The organism is Aeromonas sp. S13(2024), from assembly GCF_041402405.1.
Lineage (GTDB): Bacteria > Pseudomonadota > Gammaproteobacteria > Enterobacterales > Aeromonadaceae > Aeromonas > Aeromonas veronii.
This window is the reverse complement of the sequence record NZ_JBGLRA010000002.1, coordinates 324790-343727: the sequence shown is the minus strand read 5'-3', so window position 1 is coordinate 343727 and position 18938 is coordinate 324790. Positions and strand designations below refer to the sequence as shown.

Below are 18938 nucleotides of genomic sequence, written 5' to 3'. Positions count from 1 at the left end.
TTGGTTATCTCCGGTTGCTCCTTCGGGCAACCCACTCTCGTGAGGTCTATGGATGGAATTGGAACTGGTTACCCTGTTTGCCCTGTTCGGTGTAGCGCTTGTCGCCGGCTTTATCGATGCCATCGCCGGTGGTGGCGGCCTGCTGACGGTGCCAGCGTTGCTTGCCACCGGCATGCCGCCCGCGCTGGTGCTTGGCACCAACAAGCTGCAGAGCAGTTTTGGCTCCTTCTCCGCCACCTGGTTCTATGCCCGCAAGGGGCTGCTGGAGTGGGCCATGATCTGGCCTGCGGTGATCTGCACCTTTATCGGTGCGGCCATCGGCACGCTGGCGGTGCAGACCATAGACGCGGCCATTCTCGAGCGCCTGCTCCCTTTTCTGCTGATGGCCTTTGCCTGCTACTTCTACTTCTCGCCGCGGGTAAGCGATGCCGAGAGCTCCCGCCGTCTGACTCCCATGCTGTTTGCGCTGCTGGTGGGGGGCGGGGTCGGCTTCTATGACGGCTTCTTCGGGCCGGGGACCGGTTCATTCTTTGCCATCGGTTTCGTGGCGCTGGCGGGTTTTGGCATGGCGCGCGCCACCGCCCATACCAAGCTGCTCAACTTCACCTCGAATATCGCTTCCCTGCTGTTCTTTGCGCTCGGCGGCAAGGTGGTGTGGAGTGTCGGTTTTTGCATGGCGCTGGGGCAGTTCATCGGCGCTCGTTTTGGCTCCAAGATGGTGCTGAAAAAAGGGGTGAAGCTGATCAAGCCGCTACTGGTGACCGTCTCCTTGCTGATGTCCGCCAAGCTGGTGTGGAGCCAGTATCCGGAGCTGTTTGCCTGGATCTGATGTGCGCCTTGCTTGCCGCATCGCAATTGTTAACGGGGCCCTCGGGCCCCGTTGTCATATCTGGTGTTTTACAGCGCTAGCGCGGTGTGTCGCTGCGGTGGCGAAAGTGTTGTTGCAGGGCGCTCACCAGCCTGGCAATCCGCTCGCGCTTGAGGCTGTTTGGCCGGTAGACCAGATGCAGGGGGCGGCCCAGCCCGGGCAGTGGGCGGGCCATCTCCCCCTGTTCTCCCACCAGCCCCAGCAGGCCAGCGGGGAGCAGCACAGGGCCAATACCTGCCTTGGCGAGTTCGATGAGCGCAAGATAGGAGTCGAGCTCCATGGCGGGCTCCAGCCCCAAATAAGCCAGCGGTTCGCGCAGGTAGCGGTTGGAAGGGTTCTCCAGATCCATGGTGAGGATCTTGCGCCTGCTTTCTGCGCTGGCTGGCGGCAGGATCTGCTGCGCCTCGCCAACCAGATAAAAGGGCTCCTCAAGCAGCAGATCGGCGCCGAGGCCATGGCCGGGCGGGAGCCGACCGGCGCAGATGCCGAGCAGGGCATCACCGCTGCGTACCCGCACCAGAATGACCGGCGTGTGGTGGGTAGAGAGGGCAAGGTGGGGATCGCGCTCCAGATAGTCGCGTATAAAGTGGGCGAGATAACCGGCCAGCAGGGTTTCGGAGCAGGCGATGGGGAGGGGGCTCTGATCCGCCAGATCCTGACTATCGGCCAGCACTCCCTTCATTTCGGCCAAGCTCGGGGCCACTCTCTCCAGCAGCTCCTGCGCCTGCGGGGTGAGCCGGATCTGGCGCCCCTCCGGCTCGATCAGCTTCTTGCCAAGGCGCAGCTCCAGCTGGGCAATCCGCTTGCTTACCGCTGACTGGCTGATATAGAGGCGACTGGCCACCTTGGCCATGGTCCCTTCACTCGCCAGCAGGCTCAGCGTCTCCAGCCCTTCCAGTAACATCTCGCCCCCTTGTTTATCGCCATCAGGATCGTCACAGATTGATCAGCGCTACCTTAGGGGCTGACTGGTTCAGGAGCAAGGGTCGTTTGCTGCCTTGGCCGGTCGAATGCGCCACTCGCTCAAGGGCGGTGCGAAGATCACCAGATTGCCGATCAGGCTGATCACCACTCCGGCCACCGAGACCGGCTGCCAGACAAAGCCTTCATGGAAGGTAGAGAGGGTAAGCGCCACCAGCGGAAAGAGCACGGTGGCGTAGGAGGCCTTGCTGGCACCGATGCGTCCCACCAGCGTCAGATAGGCGGTAAAGGCGAGCACCGAGCCAAACAGGGCGAGGTAGACCATGGCCGCCAGATAGTGGCCATCGGTCGGCACCACCAGTTGCTGCCCGAGCAATGTGACCCAGCCCAGCAGCAGCACCACGCCGTAAACCATGCCCCAGGGCACCAGTTGCAGTACGTGGTAGCCATGGCGCTGGCCCCGGGCCGAGACCAGATTGCCCAGCGAAAAGCAGAGGGTGCCGCCGCAGGCGAGCAGCAACCCCTTCCAGCCGTTTGCACCCAATTGCGCATCTGCCAGCACCGGCCAGAACAGCAGCAGGGTGCCAAAGAGCCCCAGTAGCGACCCTTGCAGCCAGCGCAGACTCGGTCGTTTGCCCTCGAACAGCCAGAGGTTGAGGCCGTTGAAGATGCTGGCGCTTGCGAAGATCACCGCCGACATGCCGCTCGGAATATAGCGGGTGGCGTGGTAGAAGCAGAGAAAGTTGGTGGAAAAGAGCAGGGCACCGAGCAGTGCGGCGTAACGCTGGCCGTGCCAGGGGAGGCGTGGAAAGCGGCCGCTGGCGGTAAGCAGGGCAAACAGTGCCACCGCCGCCAGCAGGAAGCGGTAGAGCACCGACACCTCGATGGGGATGGGACCAAGTTGCCAGGCGATGGCAATCCAGGTGCTGCCCCAGATAAGCACGGTGGCAAGATAGAGCATCAGGTTCATCACAGTTCCGGTGAGTCAGGGAGAGATGACCCACTATGGGGCGAGCCCTGATGGCTGGATTGCACCATCTTGCGGTTTTTCATCGCCCTTCGCTGTCATCTGCGGGCGCGGTCGGTAAGATGGGGGGCAGCGGCATAACACGTACACATAACCGGAACAGGCGGCAGGGGCGAATGAAAACAGCAGGGGTATTTGATGCACTGGTCAGCACCGGCGCCCGGCTGGAGGACGCCTGCTGGCTCGAACCCGGGCTTGGCGTCGCCAGTTGGCGAAACTGCTATGACCAGACCCGCTATCACAAGCCGGGCCACCACACCCTGAGCGTCTATCTGCAAGGAGGCGAGCAGACCGAGCGACTCGATGGGCCGGGTGGCCACGGTGGCACCGGCAAGGTGTGCATCATGCCGGATCACCACAGATCCGAGTGGCTGGTGCGCGAAGAGTTTCGCTTCTTTCATCTCTACTTCACCCCGGCTCACCTCACCCGTATCGCCGAGGAGGTGTGTGACAAGGAGGGGCGCCACCTGCAACTGGTGGACAAGACCTTTATCGACGATCCGCAGGCGGCCGGGCTGGTGCAGCGCCAGTTGATGCAACTGCAGTGGCAGCACGGGGTCGATCGGTTGGCACTCTCCCACGGCGCCTGGATGTTGATCCTCCACGCCTATCGCCACCACACCGAGGAGGCTCCCGGCCTGCCGCCTCTGCGCGGCGGGCTGGCGCCCGTGGTGATCAAGCGGGTGCAGGAGTATCTGCAAGCCCATCTGGCCGATTCGGTCACGCTGGCAGAGCTGGCCCAGCAGGCGGGGCTGAGCGAGTATCACTTTGCCCGCATGTTCGGCCAGAGTCTCGGCTGCCCGCCCCATCGTTATCTGCTTGGGCTGCGGCTCAAACGGGCCAAGCAGCTGTTGGCTGGCCCCGAGCCGCTGGCCAGCATCGCCAGTCAGTGTGGCTTCTCTTCCCAGGCCCATTTCGGTAATCGTTTTCGCGAGGCGTTTGGTTTGACGCCGGGGCAGTGGCGGGCGCAATTGTCATCTTCTCGTCACAGATAACCCTGAGACTTTGGGCAAAAGAGGTGTACTCTCTACCACTTATCCATTGAAAGGAATGCCCATTGAATTATCGCAAACGTCAAATCCGTACCCGTCATCTCTGGTTCAGCCACTGGAATGCCCCGCAAGATCGCACCGCTGTTGTTACCCCTCCCGAACCTGCAGTGCCTCACAGTTCACGTTGAAAAAGCCCCGCCTGCGATAGGATTTTTCCGGTAACTTTGCCACTATTGCCCCATCACAATGATGTGGACATGGCTGGATGTTTCTGGAACGTATTGAAGTCAAAGGTTTTCGCGGTATAAATCGCCTGTCGCTCGGGCTGGATCAGACCACAGTGCTGATTGGTGAAAATACCTGGGGTAAATCGAGCCTGCTGCGCGCCCTCTGGTGTCTGCTGGGGCAGGATGCCGAGCCCTATCAGTTCACCGCCGAGGATTTTCACCAACCGGAAGATCCCGAATTGGCCCCGGCGCGCCACCTGCAACTGGTGCTCACCTTCAGTGAGCACAGACCCCAGATGTGTCAGCACTCCCGTCGGCTGGCCCGTCTTTGCCCCTCCTGGGTGCTGCACAAGGACAAATTCCACCGCATTCACTATCGCGCCAGCGCCGAGCTGCAGGCGGATGGCTCTGTGCTCACCATTCACGACTTTCTCGACGGGGTAGGCAAGAGCTTGCCCATCGCCAATACCCACGAGCTGGTCTGCATGCTCATCACCATGAACCCGGTGTTCCGGCTGCGGGACGCCCGTACCGCTCGCAACGGGGTGGAGACATTGCAGTGGGGAGATCTCTCCGAGCATCGCCTGAGCGAGCTGGCGGACAAGCTGATCGACGAACCCCAGCGGATCGGCGAACCGGAGCTCAAAGAGGCGCTGCAGGCGGTGCGCCAGCTGATGGATCACTACTTCAACGCCCTGGCCCCCATCAAGAACAAGCCGCGCAGTCAGCGCGACATCATCAATCGCCCCATGACATTGCGCAACCCGGGCAACCTGCATACCCTGCTGCGCCGCGCCGATAACCGCGCGCTGCAGCTGGCGATGGCAGGGATGGCGGCTACCCTGTTGCAAGCGCGGGGCAACCGCGAGCTGGAGGAGGGGGCCCGTCCCATCATGATCCTGGAGGATCCTGAGAGCCGGCTGCACCCGACCATGCTGGCGCTGGCGTGGGGGCTGCTGGAACAACTGCCGGGCCAGAAGCTGCTCACCACCAACTCGGGGGACTTGCTCTCCTCCCTGCCTCTCAATCAGGTGCGGCGGCTGGTGCGCCGTCAGCAGGATATCCTCTGTCACCAGCTGGGGGGCGAGCGTTACAGCAGCGACGATCTGCGCAAGATCGCCTTCCACGTGCGGATCAACCGCCCCATGTCGCTGTTTGCCCGTTGCTGGCTGCTGGTGGAGGGGGAGACCGAGATCTGGCTGCTCTCCGAGCTGGCGCAGATCTGCGGTTACAGTCTGCGGGCCGAAGGGGTGCGGATCATCGAGTTTGCCCAGTGCGGCCAGTCGCCGCTCATCAAGGTGGCGCGGGACTTTGGCATCGAGTGGCACCTGCTGACCGATGGCGACGAGGCGGGGCTCAAGTATGCCACCTCGGCCCGGGGCCAGCTCAAGGGAGAGCGGGAGCGGGACCGACTGACCCAGCTCCCTGCCGCCGACATCGAGCACTACCTCTATCACAACGGTTTTGAAGCTGTGTTTCGCCGCGAAGCCGGGGTGGGCGGGCGCGCCATGTGGAGCGCCAGTCACATCATCAATAAGGCTATTCATCACCGCAGCAAGCCGGGAATGGCGCTGGCGGTGGTGGAAGAGGCGGAGCGGCTCGGCGCCGAGCATATTCCTCCGGTGATCCGCCAGATGTTTGCCCGGGTGGTGGCGCTGGCCCGCGGTCAGGGCTAAAGCCAGCGCCGTATCCCGTCCCTATGGACATGGCTGCCAGCAGGGCACCCTTCAAGGTGGGCCCTGCTGGCGCAAATTGCCCCGGATTGTTTGCCCGCGATTGTTTGTCGCGATTGGGGATAGCCGCCGGTTTGGGTATACTCGCCCCTCTCTGGCGCCCCGGTGGCGCACCTCGAATCTTTACTGCTGGAGGCGTCGTGTTCGTCCAACTCCCTTTTTGGCTCTTTCCTCTCACCGGATTGATGGCGCTTGGCGCCCTGATCGCCCTCGGCATCGTGCTGTGGCGCGGTGATATCTGCCCTGGCCAGCGCTCGCGCATCAGTCAGCAGCTCTTCTCCATCTGGGTTATTACCGCGCTATCTCTGATGCTGGCGGTCGAGGCCAAGGCGGCCAGCTGGCTCATCTGGAGTGGTGGGGCTGCACTGGTGCTCGGGGTTGGCTTGTCGCTGGCCCAGTCACGGCTGGAAGGCAAGCGTTCAGTCCCCTCGACACTGCTCTGGCTACCAGCGTTGCCGCTCGCTCTCTATGGCATCGGGCTGCTGCAACTGCAGGGCTGGGTGAGCGGCCTGCTGCAGATGGCGATACTGGGGGCGGCCTTTGCCCACCTGATGCTGCTGCGGGCCCGTCATCGTCTCAAGGCATTCAACACCCTGTTGCCGCTGGCCGGTCTGGTGGGGGCGATGGCCAGCCTTGTCTGGCTGGCAGTGCTGGTGGGCTGGCAAGGGGGGGAGGCCAATCTTGATGCCCTGATCCCGGCGGTGGTGACCCAGGCAGCGTTGCTGGTGGCCTCTCTGCTGCTCTGGTTCAGCCCGCTCTATTTGCAGCGTGATACCGCGCCAGTGGTGGTCTCCACCTCCCTGTGTGGCCTGCTGATCGCCCAGATTGCCGCTACCAGTGTGTTGCACCAGCTGATCTGACACTGGCGCTGAAAAGAGAAAGCCCCGAGCCTTGGCTCGGGGCTTTTGCATATCTGGCTTGCAGGAATCGCAACTATCAATTCACAGCAATCGATCAATAGAAATCGTCGGCCCCGCAGATAAAGAGGCAGCTGCTGCGCGGCTGGGCGAGATACTCCCGGGTCAGCCCCTCCAGCGGCATGCCGAAGGTGCAGATATCTTGCGGCGAGGGGAGGGCGGTATCGAGGATCCGCCGCCAGTAGCCGCCGACCCCCTTTGGCGGGCTCGGCAGGTTGAAGGTGAGGGGCTCCCAGTAGGCGTTGAACAGCACATAGAGCGCCAGCTTGGTTTCGCTCGACAGCGCCGACATGGCGATGGCGTGGGAGTGGGGGCTGAAATCCGGTTGCCCGGCGTTGACCCCGTGCCAGCAGATCTCGCTGTGGCGCAGGATCTCGGTGAGTGACAGCGGCATGCTCTCCTGTTCCGGGCGCTGAAACAGGTGTTTGCGGTACTGGATCAGCTCCTTCATAAAGCGGAACATCTCCTGACTGCGGGCATTGGGCAGCCAGTTCATCCAGCAGGTGGCGTTGTCCTGACAGTAGCCGTTGTTGTTGCCCCGCTGGGTGCGCAGCAGCTCGTCTCCCATCAGCAGCATGGGGGAGCCCACCGAGAGCAGGGTCGCCACCATCATGTTTTTGGCCTGGCGCATCCGCAGGGCGTTGATCTGGGGATCTTCTGTCACCCCTTCATGGCCGTGGTTCCAGCTGAAGTTATGATCGCAGCCGTCACGGTTCTCCTCCCCGTTGGCCTCGTTGTGCTTGCTGTTGTAACTGGCCCAGTCCCACAGGGTAAAACCGTCGTGGCAGGTAACGAAGTTGATGCTTTTCTCGGGATCGGCGTGGTGATAGTGGTAGATGTCGGGACTGCCGCACAGCCGCTCGACAAAGGCGGTGACGCTGTTGTCATCCCCGCGCAGGAAGCGGCGCACATCATCCCGGAACTGGCCGTTCCACTCACGCCAGCGGGCGCCGGCCAGTGACCCCACCTGATAGAGTCCCCCCGCGTCCCAGGCTTCGGCAATCAGCTTGATGTCGGCGATGTTGGGGTCGGTATCTATGGTGCGCAAGGTAGGCGCATTGGCCTGCGGTTGACCCGATTCATCCCGCGACAGAATGGCAGCCAGATCAAACCGAAAGCCATCGACGTGCATCTCCTGACGCCAGAAGTGGAGGCTGTCCATGATCATCCGCAGCACCACCGGATGGGCGCCGTTGAAGGTGTTGCCGCAGCCCGAATAGTTGGTGTCCTTCTGGTTGTTGTCGAGGATGTAGTAGGCCTCGTTGTCGATGCCGCGAAACGAGAAGGTGGGGCCATCATTTCCCCCTTCGGCGGTGTGGTTGTAAACCACGTCCAGGATCACCTCGATATTGGCCTTGTGCAGCGCCTTGACCATGTCGCGAAACTCGGTCAGCGGATCATCGCCGCAGGCGTATTGGGCGTGGGGGGCGAAAAAGGACATGGGGCTGTAACCCCAGTAGTTGGAGAGTCCTTTGGGCGCATCCTGAGGATCGAACTGGAACACCGGCAGCAGCTCGACGGCGGTGACACCGAGAGATTGCAGGTAGGGGATCTTCTCAATCAGCCCTAGATAGGTGCCACGCAGCGCCGGATCGACCCCGGAGCTCGGGGACTTGGTAAAGCCCCCCAGATGCAGCTCGTAGATCACCGAGCGGGAGAGGGAGTGAGCGGGCAGTTTGTCTCCTTCCCAGTCGTAGTAGCGAGTATCAACCACCTTGTTCTTGGCGCAACAAGCCAGATTGCTGCCTGGACGGGCCGCCGCCCATCGATCGTAATTGGCGCCAAGCTCGATGCTGCGGCCGTAAGGGTCGAGCAACACCTTCTCGGCATCGAAGCGGGTGCCGCCATATGGGCGCCACGGGCCCTGAATGCGATAGGCGTAACGTTGCCCGACCGAGATCCCCTCCACATGGATATGCCAGTAGTAGGCGGTGCGGTTTAGGCGCGGGGAGAGGGGGATCACCTCGGGGGTCGCATCGTCTGCGCTTGCGAAGAGCAGCAGTTCGACCCGGCTGGCGAGGCGTGCCCAGATCGCAAAGTTGACGCCGTTACTGTCGGGTGTGGCCCCCAACTGACGGCAGTGACCGGCGGAGATGCGCATATTCTACCTACCCAAAATGAGGAGTGTTCACCTTATTGAGTGTAGTGCCGGATGCCTGGCAAGGACTCGATTGCCTGAAAAAACAGCATGATGCTGCTAATGACCGCACTATTTGTCCGATTAATCTACGAATAAACTTTTTTTGAGATATTTACTTGCAATCTGTGCGCTGGCGCCTATTATTGGCGACCTCAGACGCGGGGTGGAGCAGCCCGGTAGCTCGTCGGGCTCATAACCCGAAGGTCGTCAGTTCAAATCTGGCCCCCGCAACCATCTGAGATCCTGACCAGTCAAGCCGGTGTAACCGGTTGGTGGGAAAGGAGAAATCGAACTGGCTACTGCTCGGCCACTTCGAGAAAAATTCGGACGCGGGGTGGAGCAGCTCGGTAGCTCGTCGGGCTCATAACCCGAAGGTCGTCGGTTCAAATCCGGCCCCCGCAACCAACTTTTTCGTCAGTTTTCGATTGTATAAACAGTCGAAAGCAGACAAACGCCAACAAGCTACTGCTCGGCTTGAGGGTGACAATTCGGACGCGGGGTGGAGCAGCTCGGTAGCTCGTCGGGCTCATAACCCGAAGGTCGTCGGTTCAAATCCGGCCCCCGCAACCAACTTTTTCGTCAGCTTGCGATTGTGTAAACAGTCGAAAGCAGACAAACGCCATCAAGCTACTGCTCGGCTTGGGGGTGACAATTCGGACGCGGGGTGGAGCAGTTCGGTAGCTCGTCGGGCTCATAACCCGAAGGTCGTCGGTTCAAATCCGGCCCCCGCAACCAACTTTCTGAACGTTCCCTTCCTGCATTGCCAATCATTGAACAATCCTTCTTGATGCTCGTCACCATCTGGTGATTGCTGCTATTTCTGACGCTTTTTCAAGACCAAAACTGGTCGTATCAACCATTTGTTGGGTATCATCAGGTATCTCTTCATGGATGAGGCACGCGCCTGTGATCACTCCCTTCACCTATCTTCCTCCTGCTATTGAAAGCCGGGATGCCACGCTGGCCGAAGCCCTTGCCCAAGGGCTGCCGTTGCAACTGCTGCTGATCGCCGAAGAGCAGAAGGAGTCCTTGCTTTCGCTCCCCGCCCTTGCGGGTCTCCAGACCCAGCTTGCGCTGGGGAAAAAAGCGCCCTTTACCCTGATGCATGGCAATACCCTGTTGCAGGTGATGTTTGTGGCCGGCAGTGTGACGCGGGATCACCGCCTCTATAAACAGATCAGAGGCTGGATTGCTCCTCTTTCTGGGCTCAATGTGGAGCGGCTCGGGCTGCATCTGGAAGGTTTTTCTCCCTCTGAGCGAGTGATGCTGGCCGAAGTGATGTTGTCGACCCTGCTTGCCGCCAATATTTCGTTGCCCACCAGCAAGCGCCGCAGTGAAATCAGCTGGAGCTATCAGCAGATCAAGGTTTCACCCGCAGTGGTGCTGGACTTGGCACGCCTTTACAGCGAAGCGGGGGGCAACGGGCTGGCTCGCCATCTGGCGGTGTTGCCTGCCTCCGAGCTGACGGCCGCCAGCTATCGCGAGTTTGTCAGCAAGCTGGCGCAAGATGAGGGGTGGCAGTGCCATCACTATGATCAGGCGCAGCTGGCCGAGCTGGGGGCGGGGGCGTTTCTGGCTGTTGCTCGTGGCTCGGAAGACAATCAGGGGGCCATGGTCAAGCTCAGCTACTACCCACCCAAGCCGGTGCGCCGCATTGCGTTGGTGGGCAAGGGGATCTGCCACGACTCTGGCGGTTACAACCTCAAGGTCTCTGGCAGCATGTATGGCATGCATCTGGACATGGGGGGCAGTGCAGTGGCGCTTGGTACCCTCTACGCCATCAGCCGAGCTCAGCTACCGTACGAGGTACACTGCTGGCTGGCCATTGCCGAGAACCATATCGGCCCTCACGCCTATCGCCCCGGCGAGGTGGTGACTGCCATCAATGGCACCTCCATCGAGGTGGTCGATACCGATGCCGAAGGGCGGATGGTATTGGCCGACACCTTGGCGATGGCGGTGCAGGATACTCCGGATCTGCTGCTTGATTACGCGACCCTGACCGGGGCCTGCAAACGGGCGCTGGGTAGCCGTTACAGCGGCGTCTTTACCAATCGCAGCGAATGGATGGCATCGCTGGTCAATCTGGGTCAGCGCAGCGGCGAGCGGATCTGGCCCTTCCCGCTTGATGACGATTACGACGACAACATCGAAAGCGAGTGGGCCGATCTGTTGCAGTGTGCGCCGGGCAGTTCGCCGGATCACATCGATGCGGCCCGTTTCCTCGCCCACTTCGTGCCCGAGCAGACCCCCTGGCTGCACTTCGACCTGAGCGGTTTTCGCAACAAGGGGGGCAATGGGGTGGTCTCCAGCGAAGTGACCGGCTTTGGCGTGCGTCTCACGCTGGATCTGCTGGCCAGCCCGCTTGGCAGAGTTGGTCGTCAAGCCTCTGAACAATCTGAATGATAACAAGGAGTTCTGTGAAACAACCAAGCTATGACTGGGTGCTGTTCGATTTGGATGAAACCCTGCTCGATTTTCCGGTCGCCTCTGCGCTGACGCACACCTTGCAGATCTATGGCGTACAGGCTGATGACGCCAGCATGGCGCAGTATCACGCCCTCAACCATGGGCTCTGGCAGCAGTACAACGACGGCGAGATCGATGCAACGGCGTTGCAGCAGACCCGCTTCTCCCTCTTTGCCCAGCAGGTTACCGCCGATCCCATGGCGATGAACAACACCTTTCTGGAGCAAATCATTGCCCTTAGCATGCCTCTCGAAGGGGTGGTCGAGACCCTGCAGCAGCTGCGCAGCAAGGTGCGGATGGGGATCATCACCAATGGTTTCAGCGTGCCTCAGCGGGGGCGGCTCGGCAAACTGGGCTGGAGCGAGTGGTTCGAGCCGCTGGTGATCTCCGACGAGATCCGGGTGACCAAGCCGGCGCCAGCTATTTTCCAGCACACCCTCTCCCTGATGGGGCAGCCGGATCCTGCGCGGGTGCTGATGGTGGGGGATAATCCGAAAACCGATATTGCCGGGGCGGCGGCGCAGGGGCTGGCAACCTGCTGGTACAACCCGGCGCGGCAAGCGGGCGAGTGCGATGCCACACACGAAATCCACCACTTCGCCCACCTTGCCGACATTGTGCTGGGACGCTGATAGCCAAGTTTAACCATCACGTTATCGGTGACCAAAACGTCCTGGCAAGTTGCAACCAGGGTTGTTTGAGACAGGATTGGGTTTGCTTGAGACAGTAAGGGGAGCTGATGCTCCCCTTACTTATGAATGTTTTCCTGTGAATGCAGGGATCTGAACTGGTAGCGATCGAGGATCTGCTGATAGTCGGGACTCTGTTTCAATTGATCGATAGCCTGATTGATCCGCTGCAGTTGCGCCTCAGTAGTGCTCTCTTTGCTCAGCATCAGGTGAACCGGCGTGACTTCGATACGCAGCAGGGTATGCAGCTGATCCTGCACTTCATCCTTATCCTGCCACCCCTGCAGTCCGTGGGGATCCAGAATAAACCCCTGGATCCGTCCCCCTTGCAACATCTTCAGCAGCTGATCCAGCCGCAGGCGCATCTGCAAGCGAGGCTGCAGCTCGGGCCTTGCCATCAACTGGCGGAAGGTATTGCCGTAATCAAAGCCCTTGAGCACCCCGATATGGAAGTCGGGGGTGTTGATCAACTGCTCGAGGGTGGTGATCCCGCGCCAGCGTTCGGCATCTTGCCGACGGATGATGATGGCCGTCTCCTCTTCCCGATAGGGGTGGCTGAAGCGGGCATATTGCTGCCGCTCGGCGGTGATATTGGCTGACATGGTCAGCTGAACCGTGCCGAATTTCAGCTCGTGCAGCACGCGAGCCCAGGGCATTTCACTGAATTTGGCCTGATAACCGGCCCGAAGGAAGATTGCGTTGAGCAGCTCCACATCCAGTCCGCGGAGCTGTTGCTGTTCATTGCGATAACTGAAGGGCTGCCAGTCGACCCAGCCCACGACCAATGACTCCTGTGCCTTAGCCTGGCAACACAAACACCATAACAACAAGAGTCTGTACACAACGCATACCCTCGAACAGGCTGATACGGTTGAGTATTGGACAGGAACGACGGAGTAACCAGTGCTGAGGGTTGAGCGGATGCACAGATGTGCATCCCTCACAGTTCGTGGGCGTGGAATCCCTTGCGATAACGGGTTTCACAGCGCGGGCAGCGTTGCAGGGTCGGATCCTGTTCCAGCTGTTCGATGGAAAGCGGCTCTTCACAATCGGAGCAGAGGCCATAGAGGCCGAGATCCATCTGGCAGAGTGCTGCATCGATCCGCTTGAGGCGGGCCACGCTCTGCTCAACCTTCGGCAGATCAAGCCGGCTGGTCAGTTCCACCAGTTGATCCTGCTCGCAGTGACCGACCTGTTCGGCCCACTCGTCACGGCGGCAGGCTTTAAGCTGACCGATCAGCGTTTCTCTTACTTGGGCCCAGTCTGACAGCAGGCGATTACGCCAGACAGTCAACTGTGCTTGCGTCATTTCACACACATTATCCCCCACAGGACAGACGACAGATTCGGGGCAGTATAGGGATCCGATAACTCTATCAAGATGATATGCGTCAAGTTAAACGTGGTTAGCCGTGGCTTTTGGCTGCTTGCAGCAGGGCATCGCGGATCGGATCCGTCTCTTTGAGCACCCGGATCTCCTGAAACAGCAGGTCCGCTTTGGGATATTCCCGCTTGAGATAGCTGAACCACTGCTTGATGCGGCTGGGGTAGTAGTCGGCTTTTTCGCTGGCCAGATCCTGCTCGGTATAGCTCACCATCAACTGCAGCACCTCGGCCCAGCTCATGTGCGGGCAGCCGGTTTTCATCACGTTGGCCAGATTGGGCAGGGAGATGGCGCCGCGCCCGACCATCAGGGCATCGCAACCCGAGACCCTGGCGCAGGTGAGGGCATCTTTATGATCCCAAATCTCGCCGTTGGCGGTGACGGGGATGGGCAGGGCGCGGCGAATGGCGTCCACATACTCCCAGTGAGCGGGGGCCTTGTAGCCTTCGCGCTTGGTGCGGGCATGAACGGCCAGCTCGTTGGCGCCCCCCTGGAGGACCGCCTGAGCGTTCTCCAGATAGAGATCCTTGTCATCGTAACCGAGGCGAATTTTGGCGCTCACCGGCAGATGGGCGGGCACCGCCTCGCGCACCGCCTTGACGATGCGGTAGATGGTCTCGGGCTCTTTGAGCAGCACCGCACCGCCCTTGCTCTTGTTGACCGTAGGGGCGGGACAGCCGAAGTTGAGATCGACCCCGGGGGAGCCCAGCTCGATGGCGCGCACGGCGTTCTCGGCCAGCCACTCGGGGTGTTGCCCCAGAAGCTGGACCCGCACCGGGGTGCCTGCACGGGTTTTGCCATCTTGTAGTAGTTCAGGGCAGAGGCGGTAGAACACCTTGGCGGGCAGCAGCTGATCGACGACCCGGATAAACTCGCTCACGCAGAGATCGTAATCATTGACGGAGGTGAGAACCTCCCGCATCAGGTGATCCAGTACCCCCTGCATGGGGGCCAAAATAACGCGCATAACGGCTTTCCGACGAGAGTGGGGAGAAAAAAGAGCGCAGATTGTAGTGGGGTTGCGGCCCGCTGTCAGCACCCGCTCAAACTCTGTTAGGCTAGAGGGAGATAAATCACGCAAGGAGAAGGAATGAAGCGTTGGTGTCTGATGGCGCTCGGGTGGCTGGCATTTGCCACCGGTATTGTGGGCATTGTGCTGCCGCTATTGCCGACTACCCCCTTCATGCTGCTGGCTGCCGCCCTGTTTGCCCGCTCGTCGCCCCGTTTTCATCGCTGGCTGTTGACCCATCCCTGGTTCGGCCCGCCCATCGTGGATTGGCAGCAGTATCGCGGTATTCGTCGTCAGGCCAGACGGCGCGCCATTATCTTCATTTTGCTCACCTTTTCGGTGTCGCTGGCGGTGGTGCCACTGCTGTGGGTCAAGGGGCTGCTGGTTGTCATAATGGTGATCCTGCTCACCTGGTTAATGCGTCTGCCGGTGCTGGAGCCAGTTGCAATGGCGAAGTGAAGTCCCTAAGCTATTGCAGCAATAATGCTATGGAGTCGGCCTGTCATTTTTGCGTGACAGGCTTTTTTATTTCCCGCAGAAGGGAATTGAGAAAAAATGGCCACCCCTGGGTCAAAAAAATAAGCGGTCAACACATGAATCCGGAAACCCTGAAATTTATCGAAGCAAGCATCAAGACCATTCCCGACTATCCGAAGCCGGGCATTCTGTTTCGTGACATCACCAGCCTGATCGAGAACGCCGAGGCCTTCAAGGCCACCATCGATCTGCTGGCCAATCATTATCGTGATCAAGGGATCACCAAGATTGTTGGCACCGAAGCTCGCGGCTTCATCTTTGGCGCGCCGGTTGCCTATGCCATGGGGCTGGGCTTCGTGCCGGTCCGCAAGCCGGGCAAGCTGCCGCGCGAAGTGATCGAGGAGTCCTATGCCCTCGAGTACGGCACCGACACCCTGCAACTGCACACCGATGCCATCGTGCCCGGTGACAAAGTGCTGGTCGTGGACGATCTGCTGGCGACCGGCGGTACCGTCGATGCGACCGTCAAGCTGATCCGCCGTGCTGGTGGTGAAGTTGCCGATGCGGCCTTCATCATCTCCCTGCCGTCTCTGGGTGGCGATGCCCGCCTGACTGCCGCTGGCATCAAGGTGGTCTCACTGGTCGAGCTGGCCGGCGAGTAATGCCTCTTCGGCCCGATCCTCTGCATCGGGCCTGCATTGAACCGGTGCCCTTGCGGGCATCGGTTTGAAAATCAAGCGATCCCTCCCGCTCTCACCGATAGCCGATACAGCCAGCCCGCCATTTGTGTTAGCATCCGGCCTCAATGCCCTGTCTTCCCTGCATGATGGATTTATGAGCTATCAGGTTCTGGCGCGTAAATGGCGCCCCCATACGTTTGAACAAGTGGTAGGCCAGCAACATGTGCTGACCGCCTTGACCAACGCCCTGGATCAGGGACGGCTGCATCACGCCTATCTGCTGAGCGGTACCCGCGGGGTCGGCAAGACCACCATCGCCCGTATTCTGGCCAAGAGCCTCAACTGCGAACAGGGGATCAGCAGCCACCCGTGTGGTGTCTGTGATACCTGCCGCGAGATCGATCAGGGCAACTTTGTCGACTTGCTGGAGATTGACGCGGCGTCCCGCACCAAGGTAGAAGATACCCGCGAGCTGCTCGACAACGTGCAGTACCGCCCAGCCCGCGGCCGCTTCAAGGTCTATCTCATCGATGAAGTGCACATGTTGTCGCGTCACAGCTTCAACGCGCTGCTGAAAACCCTGGAAGAGCCGCCCCCCTATGTGAAGTTTCTGCTGGCCACCACGGATCCGCAGAAGTTGCCCATTACCATTCTCTCGCGCTGTCTGCAGTTTCATCTGAAGAGTCTGGATCAGACCCAGATCGCCAAGCAGCTCGAATGGGTGCTGGATCAGGAGGGGCAGCCCTTCGAACCACGCGCCCTGCTGGCCCTGGCCAAAGCCGCCGACGGCAGTATGCGAGATGCCCTGAGCCTGACCGATCAGGCGCTGGCCCACGGCAATGGCAGCGTGCGCCTCGAGAGCGTGCTGGCGATGCTGGGCACGCTCGATCACCGCCATCTGCACCAGCTGCTGGAAGCCATTTTGCGGCAAGATGCCCCCGCGACTATGGCCAAGATCACCGAGATCGCCACCCTGGGCCCCGATTTTGATCAGCTCCACGCCGAGCTGGAAGGCTTGCTCCATCGCATCGCCATGGCGCAACTGCTGCCTGCCAGTGTGCAGGAGCAGGGGGCGGATGCTGATTCCCTGCTGCAACTGGCCAAGGCGATGAGCCCGGAAGAGGTGCAGCTCTGCTACCAGATCGTGCTGGGTGGCCGTAAAGATCTGCCCTGGGCTCCCGATGGCCGCACCGCGCTGGAGATGACCTGCCTGCGGATGCTCGCCTTCTCGCCCCGGCGCGATGCCCTGCATCCGGCCAGCCTCACTGCGTTGCCCCCGTCAATGACGAGCAATGCGGCGAGCAGCGCCACTCCGGTAGCCTCCTTGCCGGGAAAGCGCCCGGCCGCTGAATCGGCCGCACTGGCACCGATCAGCGGCGCCGTGCCTGCACCGCTAGCCAGCCCTGTTGCCAGCACGCCTGTTGCTACCAGTGCAGTGCCCGCGGTTGATGTCTCCCTGCCTGCGATGACGGATGACATCGGCAACCCCGCCGACAGCGAGGAGGAGGCGCAAGCCGCCGAGCTGTTCAGCCAGCAGGATGAGCTGCTGCGTGAAGCTGCGGGTATGGGGTATCAACCCGACCCCGCCCTCTCTGCTGCGCAGCCCGATGTGCCAGCGCACTCAACCGCACAGCCCGCAGATGCGGATGATCGAGCGCCTTACGCAGCCGATACGGACTATTCCCGTGACGAGTCGCTGACTGCCAGCATCCAGCCCGCACTAGAGCCGACAACCGCGCCGGTTAGCGCACCTGAAGCTGTTTCAGCGGTATCGAGCATGCAGAGCCTGCTTGGCAAGCGAAACATGCTGCGCAGCCGCCAGCGTGGTCAGGATGCCCCGGCAGCGCCCGCACCGCGCGCAGAGCCGGTTGCGCCAGCTCGCCCTGTTGCGCCCGCTGCTGCACCGGCCGTCGCGCAACAGCCAGTCTCTGTCAGCCAACCGGCCGGGCAGGGGATGGCGGCGATGGGTCACTATGATGATCTGCCGCCAGTGGATCTCTATGGCGACAGTTACGAGCCGCAGGGTGACAACGGGGAATACGAGGAGTACCTCAATCAGGGCTTTGCCGAGCAGACTCAGGTGATGAGCCACGCCCCTGTCACGGCACCGGCCCAGCCAACCGATCTGCCACCTTGGGATCTCGACGGGCAGCCGAGCTATCGACCCGGCGAGCGCAGCGCTGCGGCGCCTGCGGTGACGCCCGCCCCAGCGACCCAGCCGCCCGTTGCCACCAAGGCAGTGGCTGCTGCCCCTGTGACGCAGAGCGAACCCCCTCAGCCGGTGATGGAGACCATCGACTGGGATGAGCTCGAAAGCGACAGCGAGCCGCAAGAGGGGGAGGCGACTCGCCTTATCCCCTCCTCGCTGCTCAATGGTTGTGGTGACGCTTGGGCCGAGTTGATCGCTCACACTCAGGTGGGTGGTCGGCTGCGCCAGCTGGCCATCAACTCGGTGATGACGCGGGAAGGGGACAAGGTACTGCTAACCCTCAAGCCCGAGCAGCGCCATCTGGTGAGCGACAAGGCGCGCGCCGATCTGGCCGAGATCATCGGGCCAGCGCTGGGTCAACCGGTGCAGGTCGAGGTAACGCTCGGTGTGGTGCCTGACCAGGAGACCCCCCTCGAGATAGAGCATCGCCTTTATCTCGGGGTGCGCGAGCAGGTGACCCGGGATCTGGAGCAGGATCCCAACGTACAGTTTTTAGTTCAGCGGTTTGGTGCCGTGCTCCATCACGAGAGCATCGAGCCCCTCAACCGCTAAATTCCGTGGCCGGGAGCTCGCTTCCGGTTGAAAAGCAGTTTGGCTGTCCCCATCTAGGACAGACAAGCCCACAGCCCGGCGCTGGATGCCGGATTTCAAGACGAGAGACGACATATGTTTGGTAAAGGTGGAATGGGGAACCTGATGAAACAGGCCCAACAGATGCAAGAGCGTATGCAGAAGGCGCAGGAGCAGCTGGCTCAGATGGAAGTGACCGGTGAAGCCGGTGCTGGCATGGTCAAGGTCACCATGACCGGTAGCCACAGCGTCCGTCGCATCGAGATCGACCCCTCCCTGATGGAAGATGACAAGGAGCTGCTGGAAGATCTGGTCGCCGCCGCTTGTAACGATGCCGTGCGTCGTGTGGAAGAGCAGAACAAGGCCAAGATGGGCGAGCTGACCGGTGGCATGCAACTGCCGCCAGGCTTCAAGATGCCCTTCTAAGGCGACTCTCCCCGCGCATTCTTGCTCCCTTGTCGCTGGCCATTCGGGTCACGGCAAGGGGGACGGCCGAGAGACCCAAAGACGCAGCGTTATTGCTCAGGCGATACGCTGCGTTTTTTATGGGCGCCATGCTGGCGCGGGCGGGCTCTAACTATCCCTTCTGGGGAGAGGTTGCCACAGCGAAGGCCGATTACGCCATG

General features: G+C 61.0%; 16 protein-coding genes and 4 tRNA genes. 14 read left to right on the top strand and 6 right to left on the bottom strand.

Annotated elements, in window-relative coordinates; translation table 11 throughout:
* Nucleotides 1-52 precede the first annotated feature (52 nt).
* A complete protein-coding gene (locus ACB042_RS05375; RefSeq protein WP_005333472.1) occupies nucleotides 53-829 on the top strand; it encodes a TSUP family transporter in 777 nt (258 codons plus the stop codon).
* A 76-nt stretch (nucleotides 830-905) separates the two neighbouring features.
* On the opposite strand, the gene ACB042_RS05370 is transcribed toward ACB042_RS05375, so the two are convergent.
* Both ACB042_RS05370 and ACB042_RS05365 read right to left on the bottom strand, forming a co-directional pair.
* Nucleotides 906-1772 (bottom strand): LysR family transcriptional regulator, encoded by an 867-nt coding sequence (locus tag ACB042_RS05370; RefSeq protein ID WP_371177970.1) that lies wholly within the window; start codon nucleotides 1770-1772, stop codon nucleotides 906-908.
* Between the two features lie 69 nt (nucleotides 1773-1841).
* The gene (locus ACB042_RS05365) at nucleotides 1842-2759 is read right to left on the bottom strand and encodes a DMT family transporter (protein ID WP_371177969.1); all 918 of its coding nucleotides are present in this window, start codon (nucleotides 2757-2759) and stop codon (nucleotides 1842-1844) included.
* A gap of 173 nt (nucleotides 2760-2932) precedes the next feature.
* Between ACB042_RS05365 and ACB042_RS05360 the strand changes: the two genes are divergently transcribed.
* The 3 genes from ACB042_RS05360 (at nucleotide 2933) to ACB042_RS05350 (ending at nucleotide 6628) form a co-directional block, all read left to right on the top strand.
* On the top strand, nucleotides 2933-3811 hold the full coding sequence (locus tag ACB042_RS05360; RefSeq protein WP_005333465.1) for a helix-turn-helix domain-containing protein: 879 nt from the start codon (nucleotides 2933-2935) through the stop codon (nucleotides 3809-3811).
* 262 nt (nucleotides 3812-4073) lie between these two features.
* Nucleotides 4074-5711: an ATP-dependent endonuclease gene (locus ACB042_RS05355; RefSeq protein ID WP_005333463.1), complete on the top strand. Its 1638-nt coding sequence runs from the start codon at nucleotides 4074-4076 to the stop codon at nucleotides 5709-5711.
* A gap of 197 nt (nucleotides 5712-5908) precedes the next feature.
* Nucleotides 5909-6628: a hypothetical protein gene (locus ACB042_RS05350; RefSeq protein WP_371177968.1), complete on the top strand. Its 720-nt coding sequence runs from the start codon at nucleotides 5909-5911 to the stop codon at nucleotides 6626-6628.
* 94 nt (nucleotides 6629-6722) lie between these two features.
* On the opposite strand, the gene glgX is transcribed toward ACB042_RS05350, so the two are convergent.
* Complete coding sequence (gene glgX, locus ACB042_RS05345; RefSeq protein ID WP_371177967.1) at nucleotides 6723-8786, bottom strand: glycogen debranching protein GlgX; 2064 nt, start codon at nucleotides 8784-8786, stop codon at nucleotides 6723-6725.
* 196 nt (nucleotides 8787-8982) lie between these two features.
* Between glgX and ACB042_RS05340 the strand changes: the two genes are divergently transcribed.
* From ACB042_RS05340 to yjjG, 6 genes are all read left to right on the top strand, one after another.
* Nucleotides 8983-9059 (top strand) — tRNA-Met (locus tag ACB042_RS05340).
* A 94-nt stretch (nucleotides 9060-9153) separates the two neighbouring features.
* A tRNA-Met gene (locus ACB042_RS05335) sits at nucleotides 9154-9230 on the top strand.
* Between the two features lie 88 nt (nucleotides 9231-9318).
* Nucleotides 9319-9395, top strand: a tRNA-Met gene (locus tag ACB042_RS05330).
* 88 nt (nucleotides 9396-9483) lie between these two features.
* Nucleotides 9484-9560, top strand: a tRNA-Met gene (locus ACB042_RS05325).
* A 171-nt stretch (nucleotides 9561-9731) separates the two neighbouring features.
* Nucleotides 9732-11231, top strand: coding sequence for a leucyl aminopeptidase family protein (locus ACB042_RS05320; protein ID WP_371178017.1), 1500 nt, complete (start codon nucleotides 9732-9734; stop codon nucleotides 11229-11231).
* Between the two features lie 14 nt (nucleotides 11232-11245).
* The gene (yjjG, locus tag ACB042_RS05315) at nucleotides 11246-11926 is read left to right on the top strand and encodes a pyrimidine 5'-nucleotidase (RefSeq protein WP_371177966.1); all 681 of its coding nucleotides are present in this window, start codon (nucleotides 11246-11248) and stop codon (nucleotides 11924-11926) included.
* A 116-nt stretch (nucleotides 11927-12042) separates the two neighbouring features.
* Here the strand turns inward: yjjG and ACB042_RS05310 are convergent, their stop codons facing one another.
* From ACB042_RS05310 to dusC, 3 genes are all read right to left on the bottom strand, one after another.
* On the bottom strand, nucleotides 12043-12762 hold the full coding sequence (locus tag ACB042_RS05310; protein WP_335848449.1) for a transporter substrate-binding domain-containing protein: 720 nt from the start codon (nucleotides 12760-12762) through the stop codon (nucleotides 12043-12045).
* Nucleotides 12763-12923: 161 nt separating this feature from the next.
* Nucleotides 12924-13292 (bottom strand): hypothetical protein, encoded by a 369-nt coding sequence (locus tag ACB042_RS05305; protein WP_005333451.1) that lies wholly within the window; start codon nucleotides 13290-13292, stop codon nucleotides 12924-12926.
* A gap of 97 nt (nucleotides 13293-13389) precedes the next feature.
* Nucleotides 13390-14334 carry a tRNA dihydrouridine(16) synthase DusC gene (dusC, locus tag ACB042_RS05300; protein WP_335865500.1) on the bottom strand — a complete coding sequence of 315 codons (945 nt, stop codon included), beginning with the start codon at nucleotides 14332-14334 and terminating at the stop codon, nucleotides 13390-13392.
* Nucleotides 14335-14457: 123 nt separating this feature from the next.
* On the opposite strand from dusC, the gene ACB042_RS05295 reads away from it, so the two are divergent.
* The 4 genes from ACB042_RS05295 (at nucleotide 14458) to ACB042_RS05280 (ending at nucleotide 18738) form a co-directional block, all read left to right on the top strand.
* Nucleotides 14458-14835 carry a YbaN family protein gene (locus tag ACB042_RS05295; RefSeq protein ID WP_019445809.1) on the top strand — a complete coding sequence of 126 codons (378 nt, stop codon included), beginning with the start codon at nucleotides 14458-14460 and terminating at the stop codon, nucleotides 14833-14835.
* A 134-nt stretch (nucleotides 14836-14969) separates the two neighbouring features.
* On the top strand, nucleotides 14970-15515 hold the full coding sequence (gene apt, locus ACB042_RS05290; RefSeq protein WP_005352403.1) for an adenine phosphoribosyltransferase: 546 nt from the start codon (nucleotides 14970-14972) through the stop codon (nucleotides 15513-15515).
* Nucleotides 15516-15687: 172 nt separating this feature from the next.
* Entirely contained in the window at nucleotides 15688-18294 is a 2607-nt protein-coding gene (gene dnaX, locus ACB042_RS05285) for a DNA polymerase III subunit gamma/tau (protein ID WP_371177965.1), read from the top strand.
* Between the two features lie 114 nt (nucleotides 18295-18408).
* Nucleotides 18409-18738, top strand: a complete 330-nt coding sequence (locus ACB042_RS05280) for a YbaB/EbfC family nucleoid-associated protein (RefSeq protein ID WP_005333445.1) — start codon at nucleotides 18409-18411, stop codon at nucleotides 18736-18738.
* Nucleotides 18739-18938 lie beyond the last annotated feature (200 nt).